19 protein-coding genes and 1 pseudogene are annotated in these 22,536 nt (G+C 63.6%); 5 read left to right on the plus strand and 15 right to left on the minus strand.

What is annotated here, in order from left to right; all coding sequences use genetic code 11:
• The first annotated feature begins 81 nt into the window (after nucleotides 1–81).
• Nucleotides 82–990 carry a LysR family transcriptional regulator gene (locus tag H7A76_RS07305; protein WP_185697887.1) on the plus strand — a complete coding sequence of 303 codons (909 nt, stop codon included), beginning with the start codon at nucleotides 82–84 and terminating at the stop codon, nucleotides 988–990.
• 135 nt (nucleotides 991–1,125) lie between these two features.
• Here H7A76_RS07305 and H7A76_RS07310 read toward each other — a convergent pair whose 3' ends face one another.
• From H7A76_RS07310 to H7A76_RS07350, 9 genes are all read right to left on the minus strand, one after another.
• Nucleotides 1,126–1,632: a DoxX family protein gene (locus tag H7A76_RS07310; RefSeq protein ID WP_185697888.1), complete on the minus strand. Its 507-nt coding sequence runs from the start codon at nucleotides 1,630–1,632 to the stop codon at nucleotides 1,126–1,128.
• A gap of 19 nt (nucleotides 1,633–1,651) precedes the next feature.
• Nucleotides 1,652–2,404: a DNA-binding domain-containing protein gene (locus tag H7A76_RS07315; protein WP_185697889.1), complete on the minus strand. Its 753-nt coding sequence runs from the start codon at nucleotides 2,402–2,404 to the stop codon at nucleotides 1,652–1,654.
• On the minus strand, nucleotides 2,401–3,285 hold the full coding sequence (locus H7A76_RS07320; RefSeq protein WP_185698143.1) for a DUF692 domain-containing protein: 885 nt from the start codon (nucleotides 3,283–3,285) through the stop codon (nucleotides 2,401–2,403). The genes H7A76_RS07315 and H7A76_RS07320 overlap by 4 nt, the downstream gene beginning before the upstream one ends.
• Before the next feature lie 28 nt (nucleotides 3,286–3,313).
• Nucleotides 3,314–3,616 (minus strand): DUF2282 domain-containing protein, encoded by a 303-nt coding sequence (locus H7A76_RS07325; RefSeq protein ID WP_022642707.1) that lies wholly within the window; start codon nucleotides 3,614–3,616, stop codon nucleotides 3,314–3,316.
• A gap of 154 nt (nucleotides 3,617–3,770) precedes the next feature.
• Nucleotides 3,771–4,472, minus strand: a complete 702-nt coding sequence (locus H7A76_RS07330; protein WP_022642708.1) for an ABC transporter ATP-binding protein — start codon at nucleotides 4,470–4,472, stop codon at nucleotides 3,771–3,773.
• Entirely contained in the window at nucleotides 4,473–5,240 is a 768-nt protein-coding gene (gene livG, locus H7A76_RS07335; protein WP_185697890.1) for a high-affinity branched-chain amino acid ABC transporter ATP-binding protein LivG, read from the minus strand. It abuts the gene before it with no gap.
• On the minus strand, nucleotides 5,237–6,493 hold the full coding sequence (locus H7A76_RS07340) for a high-affinity branched-chain amino acid ABC transporter permease LivM (protein ID WP_185697891.1): 1,257 nt from the start codon (nucleotides 6,491–6,493) through the stop codon (nucleotides 5,237–5,239). The genes livG and H7A76_RS07340 overlap by 4 nt, the downstream gene beginning before the upstream one ends.
• Nucleotides 6,490–7,413, minus strand: coding sequence for a high-affinity branched-chain amino acid ABC transporter permease LivH (gene livH / locus H7A76_RS07345; RefSeq protein WP_022642711.1), 924 nt, complete (start codon nucleotides 7,411–7,413; stop codon nucleotides 6,490–6,492). Before livH ends, H7A76_RS07340 begins: the two co-directional genes overlap by 4 nt.
• A gap of 231 nt (nucleotides 7,414–7,644) precedes the next feature.
• Nucleotides 7,645–8,772 (minus strand): branched-chain amino acid ABC transporter substrate-binding protein, encoded by a 1,128-nt coding sequence (locus H7A76_RS07350; RefSeq protein ID WP_022642712.1) that lies wholly within the window; start codon nucleotides 8,770–8,772, stop codon nucleotides 7,645–7,647.
• 341 nt (nucleotides 8,773–9,113) lie between these two features.
• Between H7A76_RS07350 and H7A76_RS07355 the strand changes: the two genes are divergently transcribed.
• The gene (locus H7A76_RS07355; protein WP_085599178.1) at nucleotides 9,114–9,419 is read left to right on the plus strand and encodes a DUF2288 domain-containing protein; all 306 of its coding nucleotides are present in this window, start codon (nucleotides 9,114–9,116) and stop codon (nucleotides 9,417–9,419) included.
• A 262-nt stretch (nucleotides 9,420–9,681) separates the two neighbouring features.
• Here H7A76_RS07355 and H7A76_RS07360 read toward each other — a convergent pair whose 3' ends face one another.
• Entirely contained in the window at nucleotides 9,682–11,862 is a 2,181-nt protein-coding gene (locus H7A76_RS07360) for a hypothetical protein (protein ID WP_185697892.1), read from the minus strand.
• Between the two features lie 198 nt (nucleotides 11,863–12,060).
• Here H7A76_RS07360 and H7A76_RS07365 point away from each other — a divergent pair, with 198 nt between their 5' ends.
• Nucleotides 12,061–12,957 (plus strand): NAD(P)-dependent oxidoreductase, encoded by an 897-nt coding sequence (locus H7A76_RS07365; protein ID WP_185697893.1) that lies wholly within the window; start codon nucleotides 12,061–12,063, stop codon nucleotides 12,955–12,957.
• On the opposite strand, the gene H7A76_RS07370 is transcribed toward H7A76_RS07365, so the two are convergent.
• Both H7A76_RS07370 and H7A76_RS07375 read right to left on the minus strand, forming a co-directional pair.
• Nucleotides 12,848–15,127, minus strand: a complete 2,280-nt coding sequence (locus H7A76_RS07370) for a bifunctional diguanylate cyclase/phosphodiesterase (protein ID WP_185697894.1) — start codon at nucleotides 15,125–15,127, stop codon at nucleotides 12,848–12,850. The genes H7A76_RS07365 and H7A76_RS07370 overlap by 110 nt on opposite strands.
• 143 nt (nucleotides 15,128–15,270) lie before the next feature.
• The gene (locus H7A76_RS07375) at nucleotides 15,271–15,639 is read right to left on the minus strand and encodes a YkgJ family cysteine cluster protein (protein ID WP_185697895.1); all 369 of its coding nucleotides are present in this window, start codon (nucleotides 15,637–15,639) and stop codon (nucleotides 15,271–15,273) included.
• A gap of 299 nt (nucleotides 15,640–15,938) precedes the next feature.
• Here H7A76_RS07375 and H7A76_RS07380 point away from each other — a divergent pair.
• Nucleotides 15,939–17,309 (plus strand): annotated as a pseudogene (locus H7A76_RS07380) (spinster family MFS transporter); the annotation flags it as partial.
• A gap of 72 nt (nucleotides 17,310–17,381) precedes the next feature.
• Here the strand turns inward: H7A76_RS07380 and rapA are convergent.
• On the minus strand, nucleotides 17,382–20,231 hold the full coding sequence (gene rapA / locus H7A76_RS07385) for an RNA polymerase-associated protein RapA (RefSeq protein WP_185697897.1): 2,850 nt from the start codon (nucleotides 20,229–20,231) through the stop codon (nucleotides 17,382–17,384).
• Nucleotides 20,232–20,448: 217 nt separating this feature from the next.
• On the opposite strand from rapA, the gene H7A76_RS07390 reads away from it, so the two are divergent.
• Nucleotides 20,449–20,790, plus strand: coding sequence for a hypothetical protein (locus tag H7A76_RS07390; protein WP_022642750.1), 342 nt, complete (start codon nucleotides 20,449–20,451; stop codon nucleotides 20,788–20,790).
• Here H7A76_RS07390 and H7A76_RS07395 read toward each other — a convergent pair.
• Together H7A76_RS07395 and H7A76_RS07400 are read right to left on the minus strand one after the other, a co-directional pair.
• Nucleotides 20,787–21,992, minus strand: coding sequence for an aminotransferase class V-fold PLP-dependent enzyme (locus H7A76_RS07395; protein WP_185697898.1), 1,206 nt, complete (start codon nucleotides 21,990–21,992; stop codon nucleotides 20,787–20,789). The two genes, H7A76_RS07390 and H7A76_RS07395, sit on opposite strands and share 4 nt — an antisense overlap.
• The gene (locus H7A76_RS07400) at nucleotides 21,989–22,459 is read right to left on the minus strand and encodes a RidA family protein (protein ID WP_185697899.1); all 471 of its coding nucleotides are present in this window, start codon (nucleotides 22,457–22,459) and stop codon (nucleotides 21,989–21,991) included. The genes H7A76_RS07395 and H7A76_RS07400 overlap by 4 nt, the downstream gene beginning before the upstream one ends.
• Between the last annotated feature and the right edge of the window lie 77 nt (nucleotides 22,460–22,536).

Below are 22,536 nucleotides of genomic sequence, written 5' to 3' on the forward strand. Positions count from 1 at the left end.
GATGAGGTTGCAGTCTAGAGTGGTTTTTTCATGGATTAACGCGCTAATAGGCAACCTTTGGTTTTCTGGAGGAAACAATCCATGAGCGAGATGGATGACCTCGCGGCTTTTGCCGTATTGGTGGAGGCCGGCAGTTTCACCCTGGCGGCCCAACGCCTGGGGTGCAGCAAGGGCCAGCTGTCCAAGCGCATCAGCGCCCTGGAGGCGCGGTTCGAAGTAGTGCTGCTGCAACGCACCACCCGCCGCCTGGACCTGACCGCCGCCGGTGCCGCGCTGCTGCCCCAGGCCCAGGCGCTGGTGGCCCAGGTGGATCGCGCCCACCAGGCCCTGGCCCGACTCAAGGACGATGTCGCCGGCCCGGTGCGCCTGACGGTGCCGGTGTCCCTGGGGGAAACCTTTTTCGACGGCCTGCTGCTGGAGTTCTCCCGGCAGCATCCCCAGGTGCAGATCGAACTGGACCTGAGCAATGCCTACCGTGACCTGGCCCGTGAGAGCTTCGACCTGGCGGTGCGCTCCGCGGTGGACAACGACCAGCGCCTGGTGGCCCGGCCATTGCTGGCCTGGCATGAAATGACCTGCGCCAGCCCGGCATACCTGGAGCAATACGGCGAGCCCCGCACGCCCATGGAACTGGCCAACCACCGCTGCCTGCTCAACAGCCACTACAGCGGGCGTGAAGAATGGCTCTACCACCAGCGTCACGAGCTGCTGCGGGTGCGGGTCAACGGGCCGTTCGCCAGCAATCACTACAACCTGCTGAAAAAGGCCGCCCTGGTGGGGGCTGGTATCGCCCGGCTGCCATCCTACGTGCTGCATGGCGAGCTGGCCGATGGTCGCCTGCGCTGGCTGCTGCGGGACTACCAGACCCGCAGCATGCCCATGTACCTGGTGCATCCCTACCAGGGCGGATTACCCAGGCGCACCCAGGTCCTGGCCGATTACCTGATGGACTGGTTCCGCCGCAGCGGCGAGGCCCTGGACCGCTTGTAACGGTGGCCACGGCCAGACGAAACGCGTGGGCGTACGGCCTGTAGCCGCTGTCTAGCGTAGCGAGGCTGCGCAAAAGTCCGCAGGACCTTCCTGTACTCGACCGACCAGGCTGATTCTCCAGATGATCTGTGGCCGCTACGCGCCCGTGCGCAGCCTGCGGCAAAGCAGGTGGTCGATGGAGAATGTGCCCGGCCCACGGGCCAGCAACAGCAGGAAGATGGCGATCCAGGTGCCGTGGGTCGGGTAGGCGTCCGGATAGACGAACAGCTGGATCACCAGGGTCATGCCCAGCAGCGCCAGGGCGCTGAAGCGCGTGGCCAGGCCCACCAGGATCAACAGCGGGAAAAAATGCTCGGCGAAGGCCGCCAGGTGCGCCGCCAGCTCCGGGGTCAGCAGCGGCAGCCGGTATTCGCTCTGGAACAGGGGAATGGTCGAATCCGCCAGGCGTGGCCAGCCCAGCTCGAAGGTTCCGGAAACCAGGTCGATGGCCAGTCCTTCGACCTTGGTCTGCCCGGATTTCCAGAACACCGCGGCAATACTGAAGCGCGCGATGAAGGCCACCAGGCTGTAGGGGATGAGTTCCAGTTTCTGGCAGGCCCGCATCAGCAGGTTGGCGATAGGGGAGTGGGTCCGGGTATTCATGATCGGTCTTCTTCTGCGGTTACAAGTCAATGAGTGCGCCGTGGCCAAGCAGCAGGCCCAGGCAGCGGCCCAGGTCGAAGTCGGCTTGGGCGTCCAGGGCCTGGGCGGCGGCGACCGCCAGCGGTTGCCGGGCGCGCAAGCTGTCGGTGAAGGCCAGGCAGCCGGCATCCACCACCAGTACCTCGACCTCCAGGGCGTTGCGTAGCACCAGGATGTGTTGTTCCCGATGCAGATAGAACGATGGCCATTGCCGGCCATCCTGGTGCGCGGCCCACAGGCTGGCCACGGCGTAGCTCGATTGCAGGCTGCGCAGCGATGGATGCGGGTGCAGCTGCAACCGGCCAAGCTGCTCCGGTCGGCTCATGGCTTCTTGCAGTTGTGCCGCTGCCAATGGCCGGGCATCGGCGGCGTGATAACTCTCGACCCGCAAGCGTTCCAGGCGGGCGATATCGCCCAGGTAGGGCAAGGAGGCGGCCGGAGCGAAGTCGTCGATGAATTCGGCAAACCCCTCGCCGTAATCGTTGAGCCGTGGGGTGCTGGGAGGCTGGCGCTCGATATAGGTTCGGGCCATGGCCTTGAAAAACGCTTGGCCCACCAGTTGCTCCACCACCGGGTAGCTGTCTGCCAGGGCGTTGATCAGCGAGCCCTGCACATTGTTGCGATAGACCGCGAAGCGGCTGGCCGGATCGGCGCCGTTGCTGCTGTACAGGCCCGGCGGGCAGGCCCGCCCGGTGTCCAGCAGGGCCCTGGTGAACTCAGCGTGGCTGCTCATGTGCGCTCCTTGATCTGGCGCAGCAACGCCTCGGCCTTGCCGGCTTCGGCCTGGAGGGTGGCGAAGGGCGGAATGCGATTGTCCCTTTCGATCAGCGTGGCCATGGGGCCGATACGTTCCAGGACTTGCTGGTACAGGGCCCAGACGGCATCGTCCACCGGGGCGCCGTGGTCGTCGATCAACAGGCGATCTCCCAGCCCATCGCGGTCCTCGGCAAAGCCCGCCAGGTGGATTTCCCCTACGGCATGCAATGGCAGCGCCTGCAGGTAGGCCAGGGCATCGCGCTGGTGATTGACGCAGCAGACATGCAGGTTGTTGATGTCCAGCAAGAGGCCGCAACCGCTGCGGTGGATCACCTCGCTGATGAAGTCCGGCTCATCCAGGGTCGAGCGCTGGAACTGTAGGTAGGTGGCCGGGTTCTCCAGCAACAGCTGGCGACCCAGGCGTTGCTGTACCTGGTCGACGTGTTCGCAGACCCGTTGCAGGGTCGGTTGGTCATAGGCCAGGGGCAACAAGTCGTTGAGAAACACCGGGCCATGGCTGGACCAGGCCAGGTGCTCCGAAAAGGACTGGGGCTGGTAGCGCTCGATCAAGGCCGCCAGGCGCGCCAGGTGCTGGCTGTCCAGTGGGCCTTCGCCACCGATGGACAGGCCGACACCATGCAGCGACAGCGGGTAGTGCTCGCGAATCAGGCCCAGGTAGTGATGGAAGGGGCCGCCGTCCACCATGTAGTTCTCGGCATGGACCTCGAAGAAACCGATGTCGGGCCGTTGGTCGAGCACTTGCTTGAAGTGCTCGGTCTTGAGCCCCAGGCCAGCGCGAGGCGGCAGGCTTGGCGCCAAGGCCCGAGTGTCGTCGTGGCGGTGCGGGTTTAGGGGCATGTTCATGATCGACACTCAGGCCGCGGCATCAGGACTTGGCCTTGAAGGCCGCGAGTTGGCCGAAGCCGGTGGGGGAGGTGCTGCTGGCGGTTTTCTCGCAGGTGCCCTTGGGCACCAGTTTCCAGGCGTTGGCCTGATGGTCGGTCTTCGAGGTGCCCGCGCAGGTGGTTCCAGCACCTGCCGCGCAATCGTTCTTGCCCTTCATGGCGACGCCGAAGCACTTCTCCATGTCGCCCTCGGCATGGGCCGTGACCGGCAGGGCGGCGATGCTCAGGGCAGAGCCCAGCGCCAGGACCAGGGCGGTGGCGGACAGGGTACGAGGATGGCTCATGTTGTTTCTCCAGGGTTGGGTTTGGACAAGGAAGCATTTGTGCTCGCTTGTCCTACTAGAGACGGCACCTGGCGATTCGTTACAGCCCCTGGCGATTTTTTATTGGCCCCGAAAAAAAACGGCCCCGAAGGGCCGTTTCTGGTTCCGCTGGCGCTTAGCCGCCGAGATAGGCGTCACGGACCTTGGGATCGGTCAGCAGCGCTTCGCCGGTGCCTTGCATCACCACCCGGCCGTTCTCCAGCACATAGGCGCGGTCGGCGATCTTCAACGCCTGGTTGGCGTTCTGCTCCACCAGGAACACCGTCACGCCGTCGCGGCGCAGCTGTTCGATGATGTCGAAGATCTGCTGGATGATGATCGGCGCCAGGCCCAGGGACGGTTCGTCCAGGAGCAACAGCTTGGGCTTGCTCATCAGCGCCCGGCCGATGGCGAGCATTTGCTGCTCGCCGCCGGACATGGTGCCGCCACGCTGGGTGAAGCGTTCCTTGAGCCGTGGGAACAGGTGCAGGACCTTGTCCATCTGTTCCTGGTAGTCACCCTTGTCGGTGAAGAAACCGCCCATGGCCAGGTTCTCCTCCACCGTCAGGCGGGCGAAGACCCGGCGTCCTTCGGGCACCACGGCGATGCTCTTGCGCATGATCTGCGCCGAGCTTTGCCCTACCAGCTCCTCGCCCAGGTAGCGAATGCTGCCGCTGTGGGCCTGGGGCGAACCGCAGAGGGTCATCAGCAGGGTGGACTTGCCGGCGCCGTTGGCGCCGATCAGGGTGACGATTTCGCCTTGGCGGATCTCGACGTTGACGCTGTGCAGGGCCTGGATCTTGCCGTAGTAGGTGGAAACGTTCTCGAACTGCAGCATTTACGCTTCCCCCAGGTAGGCTTTGATCACTTCGGGATTGTCACGGATCTGTTCCGGCGTACCGTCGGCCAGCGGCGTGCCCTGGTTGATCACGACGATATGGTCGGAAATGCTCATGACCAGCTTCATGTCGTGCTCGATCAGCAGCACGGTGACGTTGTGCTCTTCACGCAGCACGCTGATCAGCGCCTTGAGATCCTCGGTCTCCTTGGGGTTGAGGCCGGCGGCGGGCTCGTCGAGCATGAGGATCCGTGGTCGGGTCATCATGCAGCGGGCGATTTCCAGGCGTCGTTGCTGGCCGTAGGCCAGGGTCCCGGCGGGGCGGTTGGCGAACTCGCGCAGGTTGACCTTGTCCAGCCAGTAGCCGGCGTACTCCATGGCCTCGCGCTCGCTCTTGCGGAACGCCGGGGTCTTGAACAAGCCGGCCAGGAAGTTGGTGTTCAAGTGGCGATGCTGGGCGATCAAGAGGTTCTCGACCGCCGTCATGTCCTTGAACAACCGCACGTTCTGGAAGGTCCGCACCACGCCCTTGCGGGCGATCTTGTGGCCGGTCAGGCCCTGGATCGGCTCGCCGTCCAGCAGGATGCTGCCGGAGCTGGGCTGGTAGAAGCCGGTGAGGCAGTTGAACACCGTGGTCTTGCCGGCGCCGTTCGGGCCGATCAGCGCCACCACTTGTTTTTCCTTGACGGTCAGGCCCACGCCATTGACCGCCAGCAGGCCGCCGAAGCGCATGGACAGCCCGGTAACTTTCAGGATCTCGCGGCTCATTTGCGCAGCTCCATGTGAGGACGTTGCATGGGCAGCAGACCTTGGGGACGCCAGATCATCATCAGCACCATCAGGGCGCCGAACATCAACATCCGGTATTCGCTGAATTCACGCATCATTTCAGGTAACAGGATCATCACGATCGCCGCGAGGATCACCCCCAGTTGCGAGCCCATGCCGCCGAGCACCACGATGGCGAGGATGATCGCCGACTCGATGAAGGTGAAGGACTCCGGGGTCACCAGGCCTTGGCGGGCGGCGAAGAAGCTGCCGGCGAAACCGGCGAAGCAGGCGCCCAGGGTGAAGGCCGAGAGCTTGATCACGGTGGGGTTCAGGCCCAGGGCGCGGCAGGCGATCTCATCTTCGCGCAGGGCTTCCCAGGCGCGACCGATCGGCATGCGCAGCAGGCGGTTGATCACGAACAGCGCGAACAAGGCCAGCAGCAACGCCACCAGGTAGAGGAAGATCACCTTGTTGATCGAGTTGTATTGCAGGCCGAAGAACTCGTGGAAGGTCTGCATGCCTTCCGCTGCCTTGCGCTCGAAGGTCAGGCCGAAGAAGGTCGGTTTCTCGATGTTGCTGATGCCGTTGGGGCCGCCGGTCAGGTCGGTCATGTTGCGCAGCAGCAAGCGGATGATCTCACCGAAGCCCAGGGTGACGATCGCCAGGTAGTCACCGCGCAGGCGCAGCACCGGGAAGCCCAGCAGGAAGCCGAAGGTGGCCGCCATCAGGCCGGCGATGGGCAGGCAGATCCAGAAGCTCAGGCCGAAGTAGTGCGATAGCAGCGCGTAGCTGTAGGCGCCGACGGCGTAGAACCCCACGTAGCCCAGGTCCAGCAGGCCGGCCAGACCGACGACGATGTTCAGGCCCAGGCCGAGCATCACGTAGATCAGGATCAGCGTGGCGATGTCCACCGCTCCGCGGGAACCGAAGAACGGCCAGACCAGGGCGCCGACGATCAGGGCCAGGATCAGCCAGCGCTGGGTGCTGGGCAGGGTCAGGAAGTTGCTGGCCTTGGCCGGGATCAGCGGCACTTTCGGCGAGGACTTCCACAGGGCGCTGATCTGGGTATGGAACAGCACCCGCAGGAACATCAGCACCGAGCACAACGCGATGGTGGCGAGGATGGTCGGGCTGGTGTTGTGCACTTCCAGGTTGATGCCGACGATGCTCAGTTTCAGGCCCAGTACCGGATACGCTACTGCCCAGACCAACAGGGCGCTGAACAGCGCCGATTTAAGATTCCTAGTCATACTTTCTCAACCTCCGGACGGCCCAGAATGCCGGTCGGCCGGAACAACAGCACCAGAACCAACAGGCCGAACGCCACGACATCCTTGTACTGGTCGCCGAACACGTCGGCACCAAAGGCTTCGGCCACCCCCAGCACCAGCCCGCCGAGCATCGCGCCCGGGATACTGCCGATGCCGCCCAGGACCGCCGCGGTGAAGGCCTTCAGGCCCACCAGGAAGCCGGCGTTGGGGTTGATCACCCCGTATTGCATGCTCAGCAGCACGGCGGCGATGGCCGCCAGCGCGGCGCCGATCACGAAGGTCAGGGCGATGATGTTGTTGGTGTTGATACCCAGCAGGTTGGCCATCCGGATGTCCTCGGCGCAGGCACGGCAAGCGCGACCCAGGCGAGAGCGGGAGATGAACAGGGTCAGGCCGAGCATGGCGATGAGGGTCACCACGAACACCACGATCTGCATGTAGGAGACCAGCACTTCCTGTGCGCCACCCGGGCCGATGGAAAAGCTGCCCGGGATCAGGTTGGGAATGGACTTGTCCTTGGAGTCCTGTGCCAGCAGAACGGTGTTCTGCAGGAAGATCGACATACCGATGGCGGAGATCAGCGGGATCAGGCGGTTACTGCCACGCAAGGGGCGGTAGGCGATCCGTTCGATGCTGTAGCCGTAGGCACTGGTGACGACGATGCTCGCGATGAAGGCCGCGGTCATCAGGAGTGGGACGCTGTCGAGTCCCATCATGGCCAGTCCGGCGATGGCGATGAACGCCACGTAGGAACCGATCATGTAGACCTCGCCATGGGCGAAGTTGATCATTCCAATGATGCCGTAGACCATCGTGTAGCCGATGGCGATCAAGGCATACGTGCTGCCAACGGTGAGACCGTTAACCAGCTGTTGGAAGAAGTGATAGATGTCAGGCATTACAACGCTCCTAAAAACCTGATACGCATTTCACTGGTGGAGTCATTTTCCCGCCCAGGCCCCATGGGTTTGCACCCACTTCGGGCTGGACTTTGCCAGCGAACCGCTGATGACGGTTTTGAGATTTTCAGGTGGGCAGGCTCCCGGATCACGGGAACGCAGCCCATACATTCGGAAAACAAAGCCCACGGCAAAGCCGTGGGCTTTATCGGCAGTCAGCCAGGGCCAGCCTTACTGAGGCGAGACTTCGGTCTTGGGCTTGCCGAAGTGCCACTCGTAGACCACGAACTTGAAGTCCTTCAGGTCGCCCTTGGCGTCGAAGCTCAGGTCGCCGGTCGGGGTCTTGAAGGTGCCGGCGTGGATGGCCTCGGCGACTTTGGCCGCGTCTTCGCTCTTGGCGTTGGCAATGGCTCCGGCGATCACTTCAACCGCGGAGTAGGAAGGGAATACGAAAGGACCGCTCGGGTCTTCTTTCTTGGCCTTGAACGCATCGGCCAGGGCGACGTTGGCCGGGTCCTGGTCGAAGGACTTGGGCAGGGTCACCAGCAGGCCTTCGGAAGCGTCCTTGGCGATCTGCGAGATGGAGTCGTTGCCGACGCCTTCCGGACCCATGAACTTGGCCTTCAGGCCTTTTTCCTGGGCTTGGCGCAGGATCAGGCCCAGTTCCGGGTGGTAGCCGCCGTAGTAGACGAAATCGACGTTGGCTTGCTTGAGCTTGGCCACCAGGGAAGAGAAGTCCTTGTCGCCGGCGTTGATGCCTTCGAACACGGCGACCTTGGTGCCTTTCTTCTCCAGGGTCTGCTTCACGGCGGTGGCGATGCCTTCACCGTATTGCTGCTTGTCGTGGAGCACCGCGACGATCTTGGGTTTCACGTGGTCGGCGATATAGTTGCCGGCGGCCGGGCCCTGGGCGCTGTCCAGGCCGATGGTGCGGAACACCATCTTGTAGCCACGGGCGGTGATATCGGGGCTGGTGGCGGCGGGGGTGATCATCACCACGCCTTCATCTTCATAGATGTCGGAGGCGGGTTGAGTGGAGCTGGAACAGAGGTGGCCGACGACATACTTGACGCCATCGTTGACCACTTTGTTGGCGACTGCCACGGCCTGCTTGGGATCGCAGGCGTCGTCGTATTCGACGGCTTCGAGTTTCTTGCCGTTCACGCCGCCCTTGGCGTTGATCTGTTCAATGGCCATCTTGGCGCCACTGAACTGCATGTCTCCGTACTGTGCTACAGGGCCGGTCTTGGGCCCGGCGATACCGATCTTGATGGTGTCAGCTGCGAACGAATGGCCGGCAACACCTGCCAGGACCATAGCGGCAAACAGTTTGGAAATCTGCTTAGTAGCCTTATTCATAGTGCTCCACTCTTACTGTTGTAATTTTTATAGTTCCGGCGGCCTTGAGTCGCAGAACCGAACCAGATATTTCGCGAATATCCGTCGGAAATGCCCCTGGCAACTGTACCGGTACAGTGTAGTGCGCCGGTCGTTCGCTTGAAAAGCTGGCTGCTGGGGGCAAAAACGCGGAGTGTCGCTTGTTTGAAAGAAAAAGACAGATTTGCGGCGTGGCATTTCGCACGTTTCGGCGTCAATCCCTGGCGCTTCTGAGCTTCTCGATCGATGACGCTTTTGCTATCGGGTTTTTCTGCCAGGGCACCGACGTTATGATTGCGCCGATTTCTTTTCTGGACAGTCCCATGACTCAAGAACCTAGCACCCTCTATGCCAAGCTGCTTGGTGAGACCGCATCCATCAGCTGGAAGGAACTGGAGCGGTTCTTCGCCAAGGGTGCCCTATTGTGGGTCGATGCCGACCTGGATCTGATCGAAGTGGCCCAGGCCGTGGCCGAGAACCAGGCGGACAAAGTGGCGGCCTGGTTGGCCCAGGGTAATGTTGAAAAGCTGTCTGCGACGCGGGCGTCCGATCTGCTGGAACGCGATCCGACGTTGTGGGCGGTGGTGGTATCACCCTGGATCCTGGTCCAGGAAAGGGCGCCGAGCTGAGGCCGTGCGCTGAACGGGTGCAGGCTTTTGTCGGACAAAAGTGTGTAGCCGAGTAACCGTGAATCCAGTGATGGCACCTTGCCGTAGAGAAAGGCCCCACGGGGTCTTTTGGCCAAGGTGACGTTCACGGAAGGGGAACAGTTTCAAGCCCATCCGACGAGCTGCCCAATTGTTCCCCGGCAGCCTTCGCAAGCGTCCTGATCCTTTCCCTTTGCATGACCCGAGCACCGGCCAGCCGATGAGGCTGGCCGGTGCTCGAGCATCAGTAGGCGGTCTTGCCGGTGTGCTGGTTGAGGGAGATGACCCGGGTCTTGCCGATGCGGTGGCGGTAGATTTCCCGCAGGTACTTGATGGCCTTCTTCACGCAATCGCGCGACAGACGGATGTCGTTGATCGAGACGAACTTGTCCTTGTCGTTGATCAGCTCGCGGTACTTCTTCTCGTACATCGGCTTGATCGCATACCAGTTGGTGTCGAGGATCTTCGCCGGGTTCTCGAACTCGTTGAGCAGGTCGTCGATGCGGTCTTCGTCGAAATGGTCGCTGGTGATGAAGTCCAGCACCGAGTTGTCCAGGGTGTCGTCGAAACGGTACGGATTACGTGCGAAGCAGCGCTTGATGAAGGCCACGATCAGCGTCAGGAAGTCGTCCGACAGGCACGGGCTCTTGGCGATCAGGGTGGTCAGCGACAGGTTGGCCGAGGCACCGATCACCAGCGCGTAGCGCTTGAGGGTGGTGTTGGGGAACAGGCTGTTGAGGTGGGTCTTGAGGCGGTTCAGGTCCATGTAGGACAGCTTGTAGTCCTTGGGCAGCGAGACGATGGACACCACCGACGAGCAGTTCTTGAAGAAATGCAGGTCGTGCAGCGCCGCGGCGTCGAAGCCCGAGGCCTTGTATTGCTCCAGCGCCGCGCGATAACGCTTGGATTCGATCGGCAGCAGGCTGATGCCCTCGATGGCCTGGGTCTGCTTGTTGAAGTGCGGCAGGTCGATGGAGCGGAAGAACAGATCGTCGATGTTCAGGCGCTGTGGCTCTTTCTCGAACACCTTGAACTTGTCGCCGGTGGGCACCGGCTGTTCCGGCACCACGGATTCGGCGTAGGCGATCGCCACCGGGCCGGCCAGGCTCATGAACAGGTCGTTGGCGTCCAGGCGGATGGTCTCGCCGATATCGATGCCGGCGCGCCGGAAGTAGTTCTGGTCGTAGTCGGTGGTCACCGCCTGGGCGGTGAGGATGTTGAAGATCTGCTGGGAGATGTACTGGTTGGCGTGCTTCTCCATGGCGTTGACGTCGATGTTCTGGATGTTGCCGTCATCGCTTTCTTCGGCGTAGCGCATGATGTCGTTGGAGATCAGCATCATTGCGTTCCAGGGGCGGATTCGCCCCATGACGCTGGCTTCGCTGCTGTCTTCGTTATCGAAGTTGTAGGAGAAGTCCCACTCCTCGGACAGGTACTTGCACAGCAGCCGCCCGGCGTTGATGTGCAGGGCCTCGGACATTTCGCTGCGATGGTCGGAGATATTCGGCAGTACGCAGATGCCGCTGGTGAAGATCGGTTCGAAGACGAAGGAGTGCCCGCTCTTGCTGTCGTGCTCGTCCATCGGCTTGGTGTCGAAGGTCTTGTTCATGTACGAGTACTGCTGGGCCAGGCCGAATTCCGAGGCCATGCCCGAGCCGGTACCGCCACCGGCGCTGAAGATCGAGAAGTACAGGCGCGACTGGTTGGCCTTGATCCCGCAGGAATCGATCAGGTACGAGTGGATCATCTTCCACTCCGGGCTGGAGAAGCGCTGGGTGTCCTTGTTGAGGATGATCTTGGCCAGGTACTGGCCGAGGATCGGCGCGTTACCGGCGCCACCGGCATGGACTTCCGAGAGGTCCATGATCTTCATCTTGCTGTAGTCGCGGATGAACCCGCTCTTTTCGCCCTTGCGCGAGAAGCGGATGCGACCGGCGATGTCCTTGTCCAGGTCGCCGAGCATCACCAGCGGTTCCACCAGGAACACCGGCTTGCTGGCCTTGTTCTGGCCCAGGCGCAGGTTCTGGCGGATCCATTGGCCGGGGCTGTAGCCGCCTTCGTAGGACTTGTCTTCGTTATTGAATTCGTTGAGGTAGAACTTGCGGGCGTTGTACACCAGCTCCGCCACGTCCAGGGCGATGTTGGAGCCGCAGCGACCGAGGCCGATCAGGCAGACCGAGGGAAATTCCTGGTCACGGCGGTTTTCCGGCTCGTCTTCCAGGTGCACCGGCCGCGGGAATACCGTGTCACGCAGGCCATCGAGGTTATCGAGGATGCGGTCGGTGTTGGTCTCGGTGAAGTACAGGTACTGCTGGGTCGACTGGGGGCGTGAACTGGACAATGGCTTCGTATCTGAGTGGCTTGGTTTGGGGGAGGTCAGCGTCATCTCGGAGACTGCGTTGGCAGGATCGTTTTTAGAAGTCATTGTGCGCCATGTGCCTGGTCAGGTTGGCTCGCGGACGAGGTGTCGGCGGGCCATCACGGAATGGGACCTCGCAGCTTCGTGGAGTGCGAATTTTGCCCAAGGTGCCAGGGTGTTTTCTGAGCGACGCTCGGGGGAATCCTTTCCTGAATCATGATGGATCGGCCAGTATCCGATGATCTTTAATCAAATGAGGGCAATATGATGTCAGCGTTACCTACGCTCGGTTTTGCCGGAATCGGCCTGATGGGGCTGCCGATGTGCCAGCGCCTGCTGGCTGCGGGCTATCCGCTGGTGGTGTGGAACCGCAACCCGCACAAGTGCGCGCCGCTGGTGGCCGCCGGGGCGCGACAAGTCGCCGCGCCATCGCAGCTCTGCGACCAGGCCGACCTGGTGCTGTCGTGCCTGGCCAATACCGAGGTGGTGCGCGAGGTGGTCTTCGGCGCCGGCGGGATCGCCGAAGGCGCCCGGCCTGGCCAGTTGCTGCTGGACCTGTCGAGCCTGGAACCGGCGGCGACCCGGGAGATGGCCGCCACCCTGGCCCGCGATACGGGCATGGGCTGGGTCGACGCTCCGGTATCCGGCGGCACCCAGGGCGCCGAGGCCGGCAGCCTGGCGATCATGGCTGGCGGTACGGCCGTGGATGTCGAGCGGGTGCGTCCCGTGCTGCTGGCCATGGGGCAGCGGGTCACGCACATGGGCGCGGTGGGCGCGGGCCAGGTGACCAAGGCCTGCAACCAGATGATCGTCGCCTGCAATGCCCTGGTGATTGCCGAGGTGGTGGCCCTGGCCGAGCGCTCCGGGGTCGATGCGCGTTTGTTGGCCGAGGCCTTGGCCGGTGGCTTCGCCGATTCGCGGCCATTGCAGATTCTCGCCCCACAGATGGCCGAGAGTCGTTTCGAACCGGTCAAGTGGCATGTCCGCACCTTGCTAAAGGACCTGGATGGCGCGGTGAAACTGTCCCGGGAGCAGGGGGCGGCGACGCCGATCAGCGGGTTAGCTGCGCAGTTGATGCGTCTGCATGGTGGGCAGGGCTATCTGGAAAAAGATCCAGCGACTCTGGTTCAGCTTTATCGAGATCCGACTGCCGTGGGCTGAGGACGCCGGCATGGCGCTGGTCGAGTTCGTCCAGCACCTCGGGCAGCTCCAGCAGCGGTACCGGCCGGCTGAGCAGGTAGCCCTGCAGGTAGTCGCAGCCGTAGTGCTCCAGCAGCCGCTGTTGCTCCAGGGTCTCGACCCCTTCGGTAACCACCTGTAGATGCAAGGTGTGGGCCATGACGATGATCGCCTGGACGATCTCCATGTCCTGGGTCGATTTGGGGATGTCCTGGATGAACGAACGGTCGATCTTCAAGGTGTTGAGCGGCAGTCGCTTGAGATAGGCCAGGGATGAGTAGCCGGTGCCGAAGTCATCGATCGACAGCGATACCCCCAGGCCACGGATCTGCTTGAGCAGTGCCAGGGTGCTGGCGATGTTGCCCATCAACGCGTTTTCCGTGACTTCCAGCTCCAGGCGCTGGGGGGCCACCTGGGCGTTGCGCAGGGCGCTGTCGATTTCCCCGGCCAGTTCCTCGCGGGTCAGGTTCAGCGCCGAGCAGTTGACCGCGATCTTCAGTTCGCCGCGGCCATGGCGCGACAGGTAGGCCAGGTCTTCGCAGGCCTTGCGCAGCACCCAGCTGTCCAGTTCGGCGATCATGCCATTGGCTTCGGCAATGCTGATGAAGCGATCCGGGCTCAACAAGCCGTGCTGTGGATGCTGCCAGCGCACCAGGGCCTCGAGCTTGGTGACCCGGGCGCTGCGAAGGTCGTAGATCGGCTGGTAGTACAGCTGCAAGGCCTGGTTGTCGCGCAGCGCGTTGCGCAATTCTTCTTCCAGTTGCAGTTCCAGGGTAGCCCGGGTCTTGAGGTTGGAACTGAAGAAATGCAGGGTGTTGCGTCCCGAATCCTTGGACTGGTAGAGGGCCAGGTCGGCGTTCTTCAATAGCTCCTCGCAGGTCTTGCCGTCGTCGGGAAAGAGACTGATGCCGATGCTGGTGGTCATCACCATGCGCCGCCCGCCCAGTTCGATCGGTTCCTTCATCTTATGCATGATGCGCAGGGCCATGTTCCGAGCCTCGTCGCGCTCATAGAGGTTGATGAGGATGCAGAATTCGTCGCCGCCCAGGCGCGCTACCACGTCCTCATGGTTGCGGGTCGAACTCTTGATATGCCCGGCGATGACCTTGAGCAGCTCATCGCCGGCATCGTGGCCGAGGCTGTCGTTGATGCGCTTGAAGTGATCGATATCAAGGAACATCACCGCCAGCATGCCGCCGAAGGTGCTCTTTTCCATCAGCTTTTCGGCGAACAGCTGGTTGAAACCCCGGCGGTTGATCAGGTTGGTCAGGGCGTCGTAATGGGCCACGTGCTGCAAGGAGGCACGGGCCTGGTCGAGCTGCGAGAGCAGCGCGTTGACCCGGCGCAGGTCGCGCTCCTTGTGCTGCAGCTTCTTGTCCGCCAGGGCTGCGCTGATGCCGCTGCCGATGACCAGCAGGATGATCGCGCAGACAGCCAGCCCCAGTTGCAGGTTGCCGTCGGGCGTCACCGAGATCGGCAGCGCCCCGGCGGGCAGGGTCAGGGTCATGGACCACATGCCGGTGAAATGCATGAGGACGATGGCGCCGCCCAGTACCAGGCTGCTGGTGTACTTGAGCAACTGGTGGAATATCCCGCTGCCGTCACGCAGGTGCCGGGACAACAAGAGCGCCGTCAGGCTGCAGCCGATGGCCACCAGCACCGACAGCCCCATGATCCTGGGGTCGTAGTACAGGCTGGCGCTGGAGCGCATGGCCGCCATGCCCACGTAGTGCATGGCGCTGATGCCCAGGCCGATCCACAGCGCGGCCAGGCAGTAGCGCCAGAGCGGCAGTTGCATGTGGCTCAGGGTATCCATCGCCAGCCAGGCGGCAATCAGCACGATGAACAGCGATAGCAGGGTCAGCGGCAGGTCGTAGTGGATTTCCAGCGGTGCTTCGAAGGCCAGCATGGCGATGAAGTGCATGGACCAGATTCCGCCGGACAGGCAGCAGGCACCGACCCAGCGCCACAAACGCTGGCTGCTCGGCTGCTCGACATGGCTGACGCGCTCGGCCATGTCCAGGGTGGCGAAGCTGGCGGCGCAGGCCACCAGGTAGGCCAGCAGCACTAGAACCGGATTGTGGGTGCAATGGAGGACCACCTGCCCGCTATCCGGAAGCTCGGTAATGAAATGCAGACCCAGCCAATCCATAGCGTGCCCATGTCATCTTAGTCGTCTGGCGTCGGCGGATCAGCGCCAACGAGTGCTTGCAGTATAGAAGGCGCTCGGTGGCTGCAATGGACGGTGGCACTTTGGCTCTAATGATTTGCTTATTGGGTCTATCGCTAAAAGTGCTAAGCGCTTTCCTCGTACCAGGGCTCGTCGTTCGCCGGCTCCAGTGGGGCAAGGCCGAACGCGGCGCGGGCGGCGTCGCAGTCGGCGTTGTGCTGGCCGTCCACCCAGGAAGCCTCGAACTCCCGGCATGGACTGCCACGCTGAGCATAGATCGAGCAACTCACGCTCTTGCCGACTTCCCCTTCAAGGGCGATGCAGCGTGGCGATTTGCAGTCGGTACCGAGCATGGCTACCCGGCTGGGAGTGATGCTCTGCACGAGTTCGTCGGGGACCGTTCCACCGGACGAGGCGCATTCGCCCCAGAAAAAAGACACACGAAAGTATGAACAGCAGGCACCGCAATTCAGACACGGACTGGCTTCGGACATAGGCGTATTCAACGGGGAAAGGGTCGGAATGGGGGGGAGGCAAGGCGGTTATTCTAGGCTTCGCATCGGCCTTGGGAAGGGGGGGCGCCAGGTATTTTTTCAGCCTTTGCCAAACCCTTGAAAATATTGGTAAAGCCCCGGGGTACGGGGGCTGTGGCCCGGTGGCCGAGGCTGCTGGGGCAGCGTTTTCCGGAGTTTGCCAGGACGCGCCGCGATGCCCAGGTATCAGGCCGGCGAATGATCACAGACAGGGGCCCCATGGCTGACTAGATTGCAGTGTCCAGGCGTGTGTCTGGCCCAATAACAATAAAAGAGATCGACCCATGGATAACTCGACTCAAGCGGCGAATGCCTGGCGCATTCTGTTCCTGTTGTTTTTGGCAAACCTGTTCAACTTCTTCGACCGTACCATTCCCGCGATCATCATCGAGCCGATCCGCATGGAGTGGCACCTGAGCGATTTCCAGCTGGGGATCATCGGCACCGCCTTCACCATCGTCTATGCCATCGCCGGCCTGCCCCTGGGGCGGCTGGCCGATACCGGCTCGCGGAGCAAGTTGATGGGCTGGGGCCTGGCGGTCTGGAGCGGGCTCACCGCAGTCAACGGCATGGTGGGCAGTTTCTGGAGCTTCCTACTGGTGCGCATGGGCGTGGGCATCGGCGAGGCCAGTTATGCGCCAGCGGCCAATTCGTTGATCGGCGATTTGTTCCCGGCCCACCGCCGGGCCCGGGCCATGGGCATCTTCATGCTCGGCCTGCCCCTGGGCCTGTTGCTGGCCTTCTTCACCATCGGGGCGATGGTCAAGGCATTCGACAGCTGGCGCGCGCCGTTCTTCATCGCCGCGGTACCGGGCCTGTTGCTGGCGGTGTTCATGTTCTTCATCAAGGAACCCAAGCGCGGGGCGGCGGAGGCCAGCAAGGTGTCCCTGGAACGCATCGAGCGGCCGATCCGCCGGGTGCTGGCGATCCCGACCTTTCTCTGGCTGACCCTGGCCGGCCTGGCCTTTAACTTTGCCACCTATGCTTGCAACTCGTTCCTGGTGCCGATGCTGCAGCGCTACTTCCTGATGCCCTTGCAGGAGGCGGCAGTGGCCACGGGGATCATGGTCGGGGTGACCGGCCTGGTGGGCCTGACCCTGGGAGGCTGGATCGCCGACAAGATCCACCAGCGGGTGGCCAACGGTCGCTTGTTGTTCGCCGCCGCCAGCCTGCTGATTTCCACGTTGTGCACGGCCTGGGCCCTGCATGCCGGACGGATCGAGATCGGTGTGTTCGTGGCGGTGTTCAGTATCGGTTGGTTGTTTGCCTACAACTTCTACACCTGCGTCTACACGGCGATCCAGGATGTGGTGGAGCCGCGTTTGCGGGCCACCGCCATGGCATTGTTCTTCGCTGGCCTGTACCTGCTGGGGGGCGGCCTGGGGCCGGTGGTGGTGGGGGCGTTGTCCGACCGCTTTGCCCATGCGGCGATGGACGCCGCCGGGGCCGGGCAGATGACCGAGGCGTTCAAGGCCATCGGCCTGCACGATGCCATGTACCTGATCCCGGTGGCGCTATTGCTGACCCTGGTGTTCCTGTGCATTGCCTCGCGCAGCTTCGTGCGCGATGCCCAGCGCATGCGCGATGGGCTGGCGCCGGGCGAGGCGGTTGCAGCGCCAGCGACGGCCTGATGGCATGGCTGCTACGGACGATAAAAAAAGGCCCGCATGAGCGGGCCTGTTTCGTGGTGCCAAGCCTGGGAATCAGCCTGCTACCAGGACCCGGATCGCCTCCAGGCGCAGCGCGGCTTTCTCGAGCATGGCCAGGCCTTGCTCCCGTTGCTTGCGCAGGGCGACCAGCTCGCTGTCGCGGACGGTGGGGTTGACCGCCTGCAACGCGGTCAGGCGCGCCAGCTCTTCGTCCAGGTCGGCTGCCAGGCGCCGTTGGGCCTCGGCCACACGCTCGGCGTGACGTGGGGCGACCTTGGCTTCGCCGGCGTTGATCTTCGGTGCCAGCTGGTCGCGCTGGGCCTGGATGAACTTGTTGGCGCTGGCCTTGGGCACGCTTTCCAGCTGGTCGTTGAGGGTCTCGAAGGCCACCCGTGGCGACAGGTCGTTGCCGTTGGCGTCCAGCAGGCAGCGCAGGGCCGCCGGTGGCAGGTAGCGGCCCAGTTGCAGCGAGCGTGGAGCGACCACTTCGCTGACATAGAGCAGTTCCAGCAGCACGGTGCCGGGCTTGAGCGCCTTGTTCTTGATCAGCGCCACGGCGGTGTTGCCCATGGAACCGGACAGCACCAGGTCCATGCCGCCCTGCACCATCGGGTGTTCCCAGGTGATGAACTGCATGTCCTCGCGGGACAGGGCCTGGCCGCGGTCGTAGGTGATGGTCACGCCTTCGTCGTCGCCCAGGGGGAAGCTGGCGTCGAGCATCTTCTCGCTGGGCTTGAGGATCAGGGCGTTGTCCGAATGGTCTTCGCTGTCGATGCCGAAGGCGTCGAACAGGGTCTCCATGTAGATCGGCAGGGCGAACTGATCGTCTTGCTCGAGGATCGCCTCCACCAGCGATTCGCCTTCGCCGGCGCCGCCGGAGTTCAGCTCCAGCAGGCGGTCGCGGCCGGTATGCAGCTCGGCTTCCAGGCGCTCGCGCTCACCACGGGCCTCGTCGATCAGGGCCTGCCACTGGCCATCGTCGGCATTTTCCAGGAGCGGCAACAAACGCGGACCGAACTGGTGCTGCAAGGCATTGCCGGTGGGGCAGGTGGCCAGGAAGGCGTTCAGCGCCTCGTGGTACCACTGGAACAGGCGCTCTTGCGGGCTGGTCTCCAGGTAGGGTACGTGCAGCTCGATCACATGCTTCTGGCCGATCCGGTCCAGGCGGCCGATCCGCTGTTCCAGCAGGTCCGGGTGCGCGGGCAGGTCGAACATCACCAGGTGATGGGCGAACTGGAAGTTGCGGCCTTCACTGCCGATTTCCGAGCAGATCAGCACCTGGGCACCGAACTCTTCGTCGGCGAAATAGGCGGCGGCGCGGTCGCGCTCAAGGATGTTCATGCCTTCATGGAAGACCGTGGCCGGGATGCCGGAGCGCACGCGCAGGGCGTCCTCCAGGTCCATGGCGGTCTCGGCGTGGGCGCAGATCACCAGGACCTTGGTGCGCTTGAGCATCTTCAGCTGGTCGATCAGCCACTCGACCCGTGGGTCGAATTTCCACCAGCGCTGGTCGTCGTCGCTGGCCTCGGGCTGGGCCTGGAAGCTGACTTCCGGGTACAGCTCGGCGTGCTCGCCCAGGGGCAGTTCCAGGTATTCGTCCGGGCACGGCAGCGGATAGGCGTGCAGCTTGCGCTCCGGGAAACCCTGGACCGCGGCGCGGGTATTACGGAACAGCACGCGGCCGGTGCCGTGGCGGTCCAGCAATTCGCGCACCAGGCGTGCGCTGGCTTCATTGTCGCCATCGTTGACGGCGGCCAGCAGGGCTTCGCCCTCATTGCCGAGGAAGCCCTGGATGGTCTTGTGCGCTTCGGGGGACAGGCGGCCCTGGTCCAGCAGTTCCTGCACGGCTTCGGCCACCGGCCGGTAGTTCTCGCTCTCGGCGCGGAAGGCCGCCAGGTCATGGAAGCGGTTCGGGTCCAGCAGGCGCAGGCGGGCGAAGTGGCTGTCCTGGCCCAGCTGCTCGGGGGTGGCGGTCAGCAGCAGGACGCCGGGAATGGTCTCGGCCAGTTGCTCGACCAGGGTGTATTCCGGGCTGGCTTGCTCTTCGTGCCAGACCAGGTGGTGGGCTTCGTCCACCACCATCAGGTCCCAGCCGGCGGCGAACAGCGCGTCCTGGGCCTTCTCATCGTCCACCAGCCACTCCAGGGCCACCAGGGCCAGCTGGGTGTCTTCGAACGGGTTGCTGGCATCGCTTTCGATGAAGCGTTCTTCGTCGAACAGTGCGACCTGCAGGTTGAAGCGCCGGCGCATTTCCACCAGCCACTGGTGCTGCAGGTTCTCCGGAACCAGGATCAGCACCCGGCTGGCACGGCCCGACAGCAGTTGACGATGGATCACCAAGCCGGCCTCGATGGTCTTGCCCAGGCCCACTTCGTCCGCCAGCAGGACCCGAGGCGCGATGCGGTCGGCGACTTCACGGGCGATATGCAGTTGGTGGGCGATGGGTTGGGCGCGCACGCCACCCAGGCCCCAGAGTGGCGATTGCAGCTGGCGGCTGGTGTGTTCCAGGGTGTGGTAGCGCAGCGAGAACCAGGCCAGCGGGTCGATCTGCCCGGCGAACAGGCGGTCACTGGCCAGGCGGAACTGGATGAAGTTCGACAGCTGGGTCTCAGGCAGGGTGACGGGCTGGTTCTGTGCGTCGAGACCGTGGTAGACCAGCAGGCCGTCGACGTCCTCGACTTCCTGCACGGTCATCTTCCAGCCTTCGAAGTGGGTGATGCTGTCACCCGGGGAGAACCTCACGCGAGTGAGGGGCGCATTTCGTAGCGCATACTGGCGGGTGTCGCCAGTGGCCGGGTAGAGCACGGTCAGCAAGCGGCCGTCCTGTGCCAGAACGGTGCCTAGACCTAGCTCCGCTTCGCTGTCACTGATCCAGCGTTGCCCCGGTTGATACTGCTGCGCCATGCTGCCTGACTCCCGCTTTGAAAAAGCCGACTATCTTAACGGAACCTGCTTGCAGTCCAAAGGATTCTGATGAAAACCCCTGGATAAAAAGTAGCGTAAGCGCTGCGTTCGTCGGGGTAGCGGGCACTATCGGCTGACGACTGGGTCACAGTTTTGCGACCGATGGCTCAAGTCGCCCATGCCGCAGCCGACAGCCTGCTGACAGGAGACCTATAACATGCTGCCACCGATGCTCCCCTTGAGTGCCGTGCCCGTCACTTCACAGCAGGATCCGATCCGCCAGCGCCCGGACATCCCGCCCGTGGTGCCGGTGCAGGAGAGCTCCAATGAAAGCACCATCGACCTGCAAAAGCGCGATGCCGAGCAGTCGGCCCTGCTGCTGCGCGAGGAACAGCAGCGCCAGCAGGAACGGCAGCGACGCCAGCGCGAGGAACAGGACGATCCCGAGCAGCACCTGGCGGTGCCCGGTGACGAGTTGAATGCCGACAACACGGTGCCGGTGGCACCGCTGATCGAAGATGCCCCGCGCCAGGGCCTCTGGGTGGACGTGCAGGTCTAGCCCGCCGGACCACGTCTGGCCAGTTCCTCGAGCGCCCGCAGCAGGCGCTGGATTTCCCCTTCGGTATTGAGATGGCTCACCGCGACCCGCGCGATGTTGGCCAAGCCCCGGGCCTGCATGTCCAGCGGGGTGTAGGCCACGCCGTTGGCGCCGATGTTGATGCCCTGGCGCCCCAGTTGCGCCTTGAGGGCCAGGCTGTCCCAGCCCTCGAGCGTGAAGGCGATCAGCCCGGATTGCCGTCCGGGTACGCCCAGGTCGCGGCGTTGCAGGCCGGGTATGCGGTCCATGGCTGCGCGCAATAGCCCGCTGAGGCGTGCGATGCGCTGTGCGATGGCCTGGATGCCGATCTCCTCGAGTTCCTGTAGCGCATTGGCCAATCCGGCCAGCAGGACCTGCGACACCTCGCTGGTTTCGAAGCGTCGGGCATCGCCGCGCAGGCTGAAGCCCTGGCCGTCCCAGGGCGCCGACAGCACATCCCGTTGCTGGGGCTGCAACCGTTCGAGAAAACCAGGCCTCACGTAAAGCAGTGCCGTGCCCCGTGGGCCGCGCAGGTACTTGCGCCCGGCGCCCTTGAGGACGTCGCAGCCCAGGGCCTGGACATCACAGGGCAGTTGGCCCAGGGCCTGGCCGGCATCGATGAAATAGGGAATGTGCCACTGGCGCGCCAGGTGGCCGATGGCGGCCGCGGGGTTGATCAGGCCGCCATTGGCCGGTAGCCAGGTCAGGGCGATCAGGCGGACCCGTGCATCGAGCATCGACTCCAGGGCCGGGACCGACACCGCGCCATGGCTGTCGCAGGGAATGATCTCCAGTTGCGCCCCCGCTGCGATCGCTGGCGCCATGCAGGCCAGGTTGCCACCCCATTCGTGGCGGCCCACCAGGATCCGGTCGCCGCTGCGCCAGCGGGGCAGGGCGTTGAAGGCCAGGCTCCAGGCGGCTGAGCCGCTGCTGGCGAAGGCGATCGCTTCGGCCGAGGTATTGAGCAGGCGGGCCGCGAGGCGGCGGGCCCGTTCCGGCCAGTCCGTCGTCGTGGCGGCCTCCATCGGCCCTTGCTGGGCTTCGTGCTGCAACTGCTGGTGCATGGCATCCAGGGTGCCCTGGCTGGGCAGCGAGGCACCGGCATGGTTGAAATGGCAGACCCGCGCGCAGCCCGGCGTGGCTTGGCGTAGCCGGGCAAGTTGGGCCGGGCCCGACAGGGTCATGGTTGCAGCTCGAAGATCCCGTCCACTTCCACGGCGACCCCGGCGGGCAGGCTGGCCACGCCCACGGCGGTACGGGCATGCCGGCCCTTGTCGCCGAGGGCGTTGACCAGCAGGTTTGAGGCACCGTTGGCTACGCCGCTGTGGTCCTGGAAGTCACCGCTGGCGGCGATGAACACGCCGAGGCGGCTGATGCGCCGCAAGCGCGACAGGTCGTCATCCAGTGCCGCTCCCAGCTGGGCCAGTAGGGCGAGGGCGGCCAGTTCGGCGGCTTGGGCGCCTTGTTCCGGCGATAGGTTCTCACCGAGCCGGCCGAGCAGGGCGGGTTCGCCCTGGAGCAGGGGGATCTGGCCGGAGATGAACAGCAGGTTCTGGCTGCGTACGTGATTGACATAGTTGGCGGCCGGCTGGCTGGGCTCCGGTAGTTCCAGGCCCAGTTGCTGCACGCGATGCTTCAAGGAGTGGTTCATGGTGAGTCCTCGGGTCAAAGGCCTGCAGCATCGGCTTTCGTTCCGTGGGACGACAAACGGATAGATCTAATCCGATG

The sequence above is a fragment of the Pseudomonas sp. MSSRFD41 genome, from assembly GCF_014230245.1.
In the GTDB taxonomy this organism is placed as follows: domain Bacteria; phylum Pseudomonadota; class Gammaproteobacteria; order Pseudomonadales; family Pseudomonadaceae; genus Aquipseudomonas; species Aquipseudomonas piscis.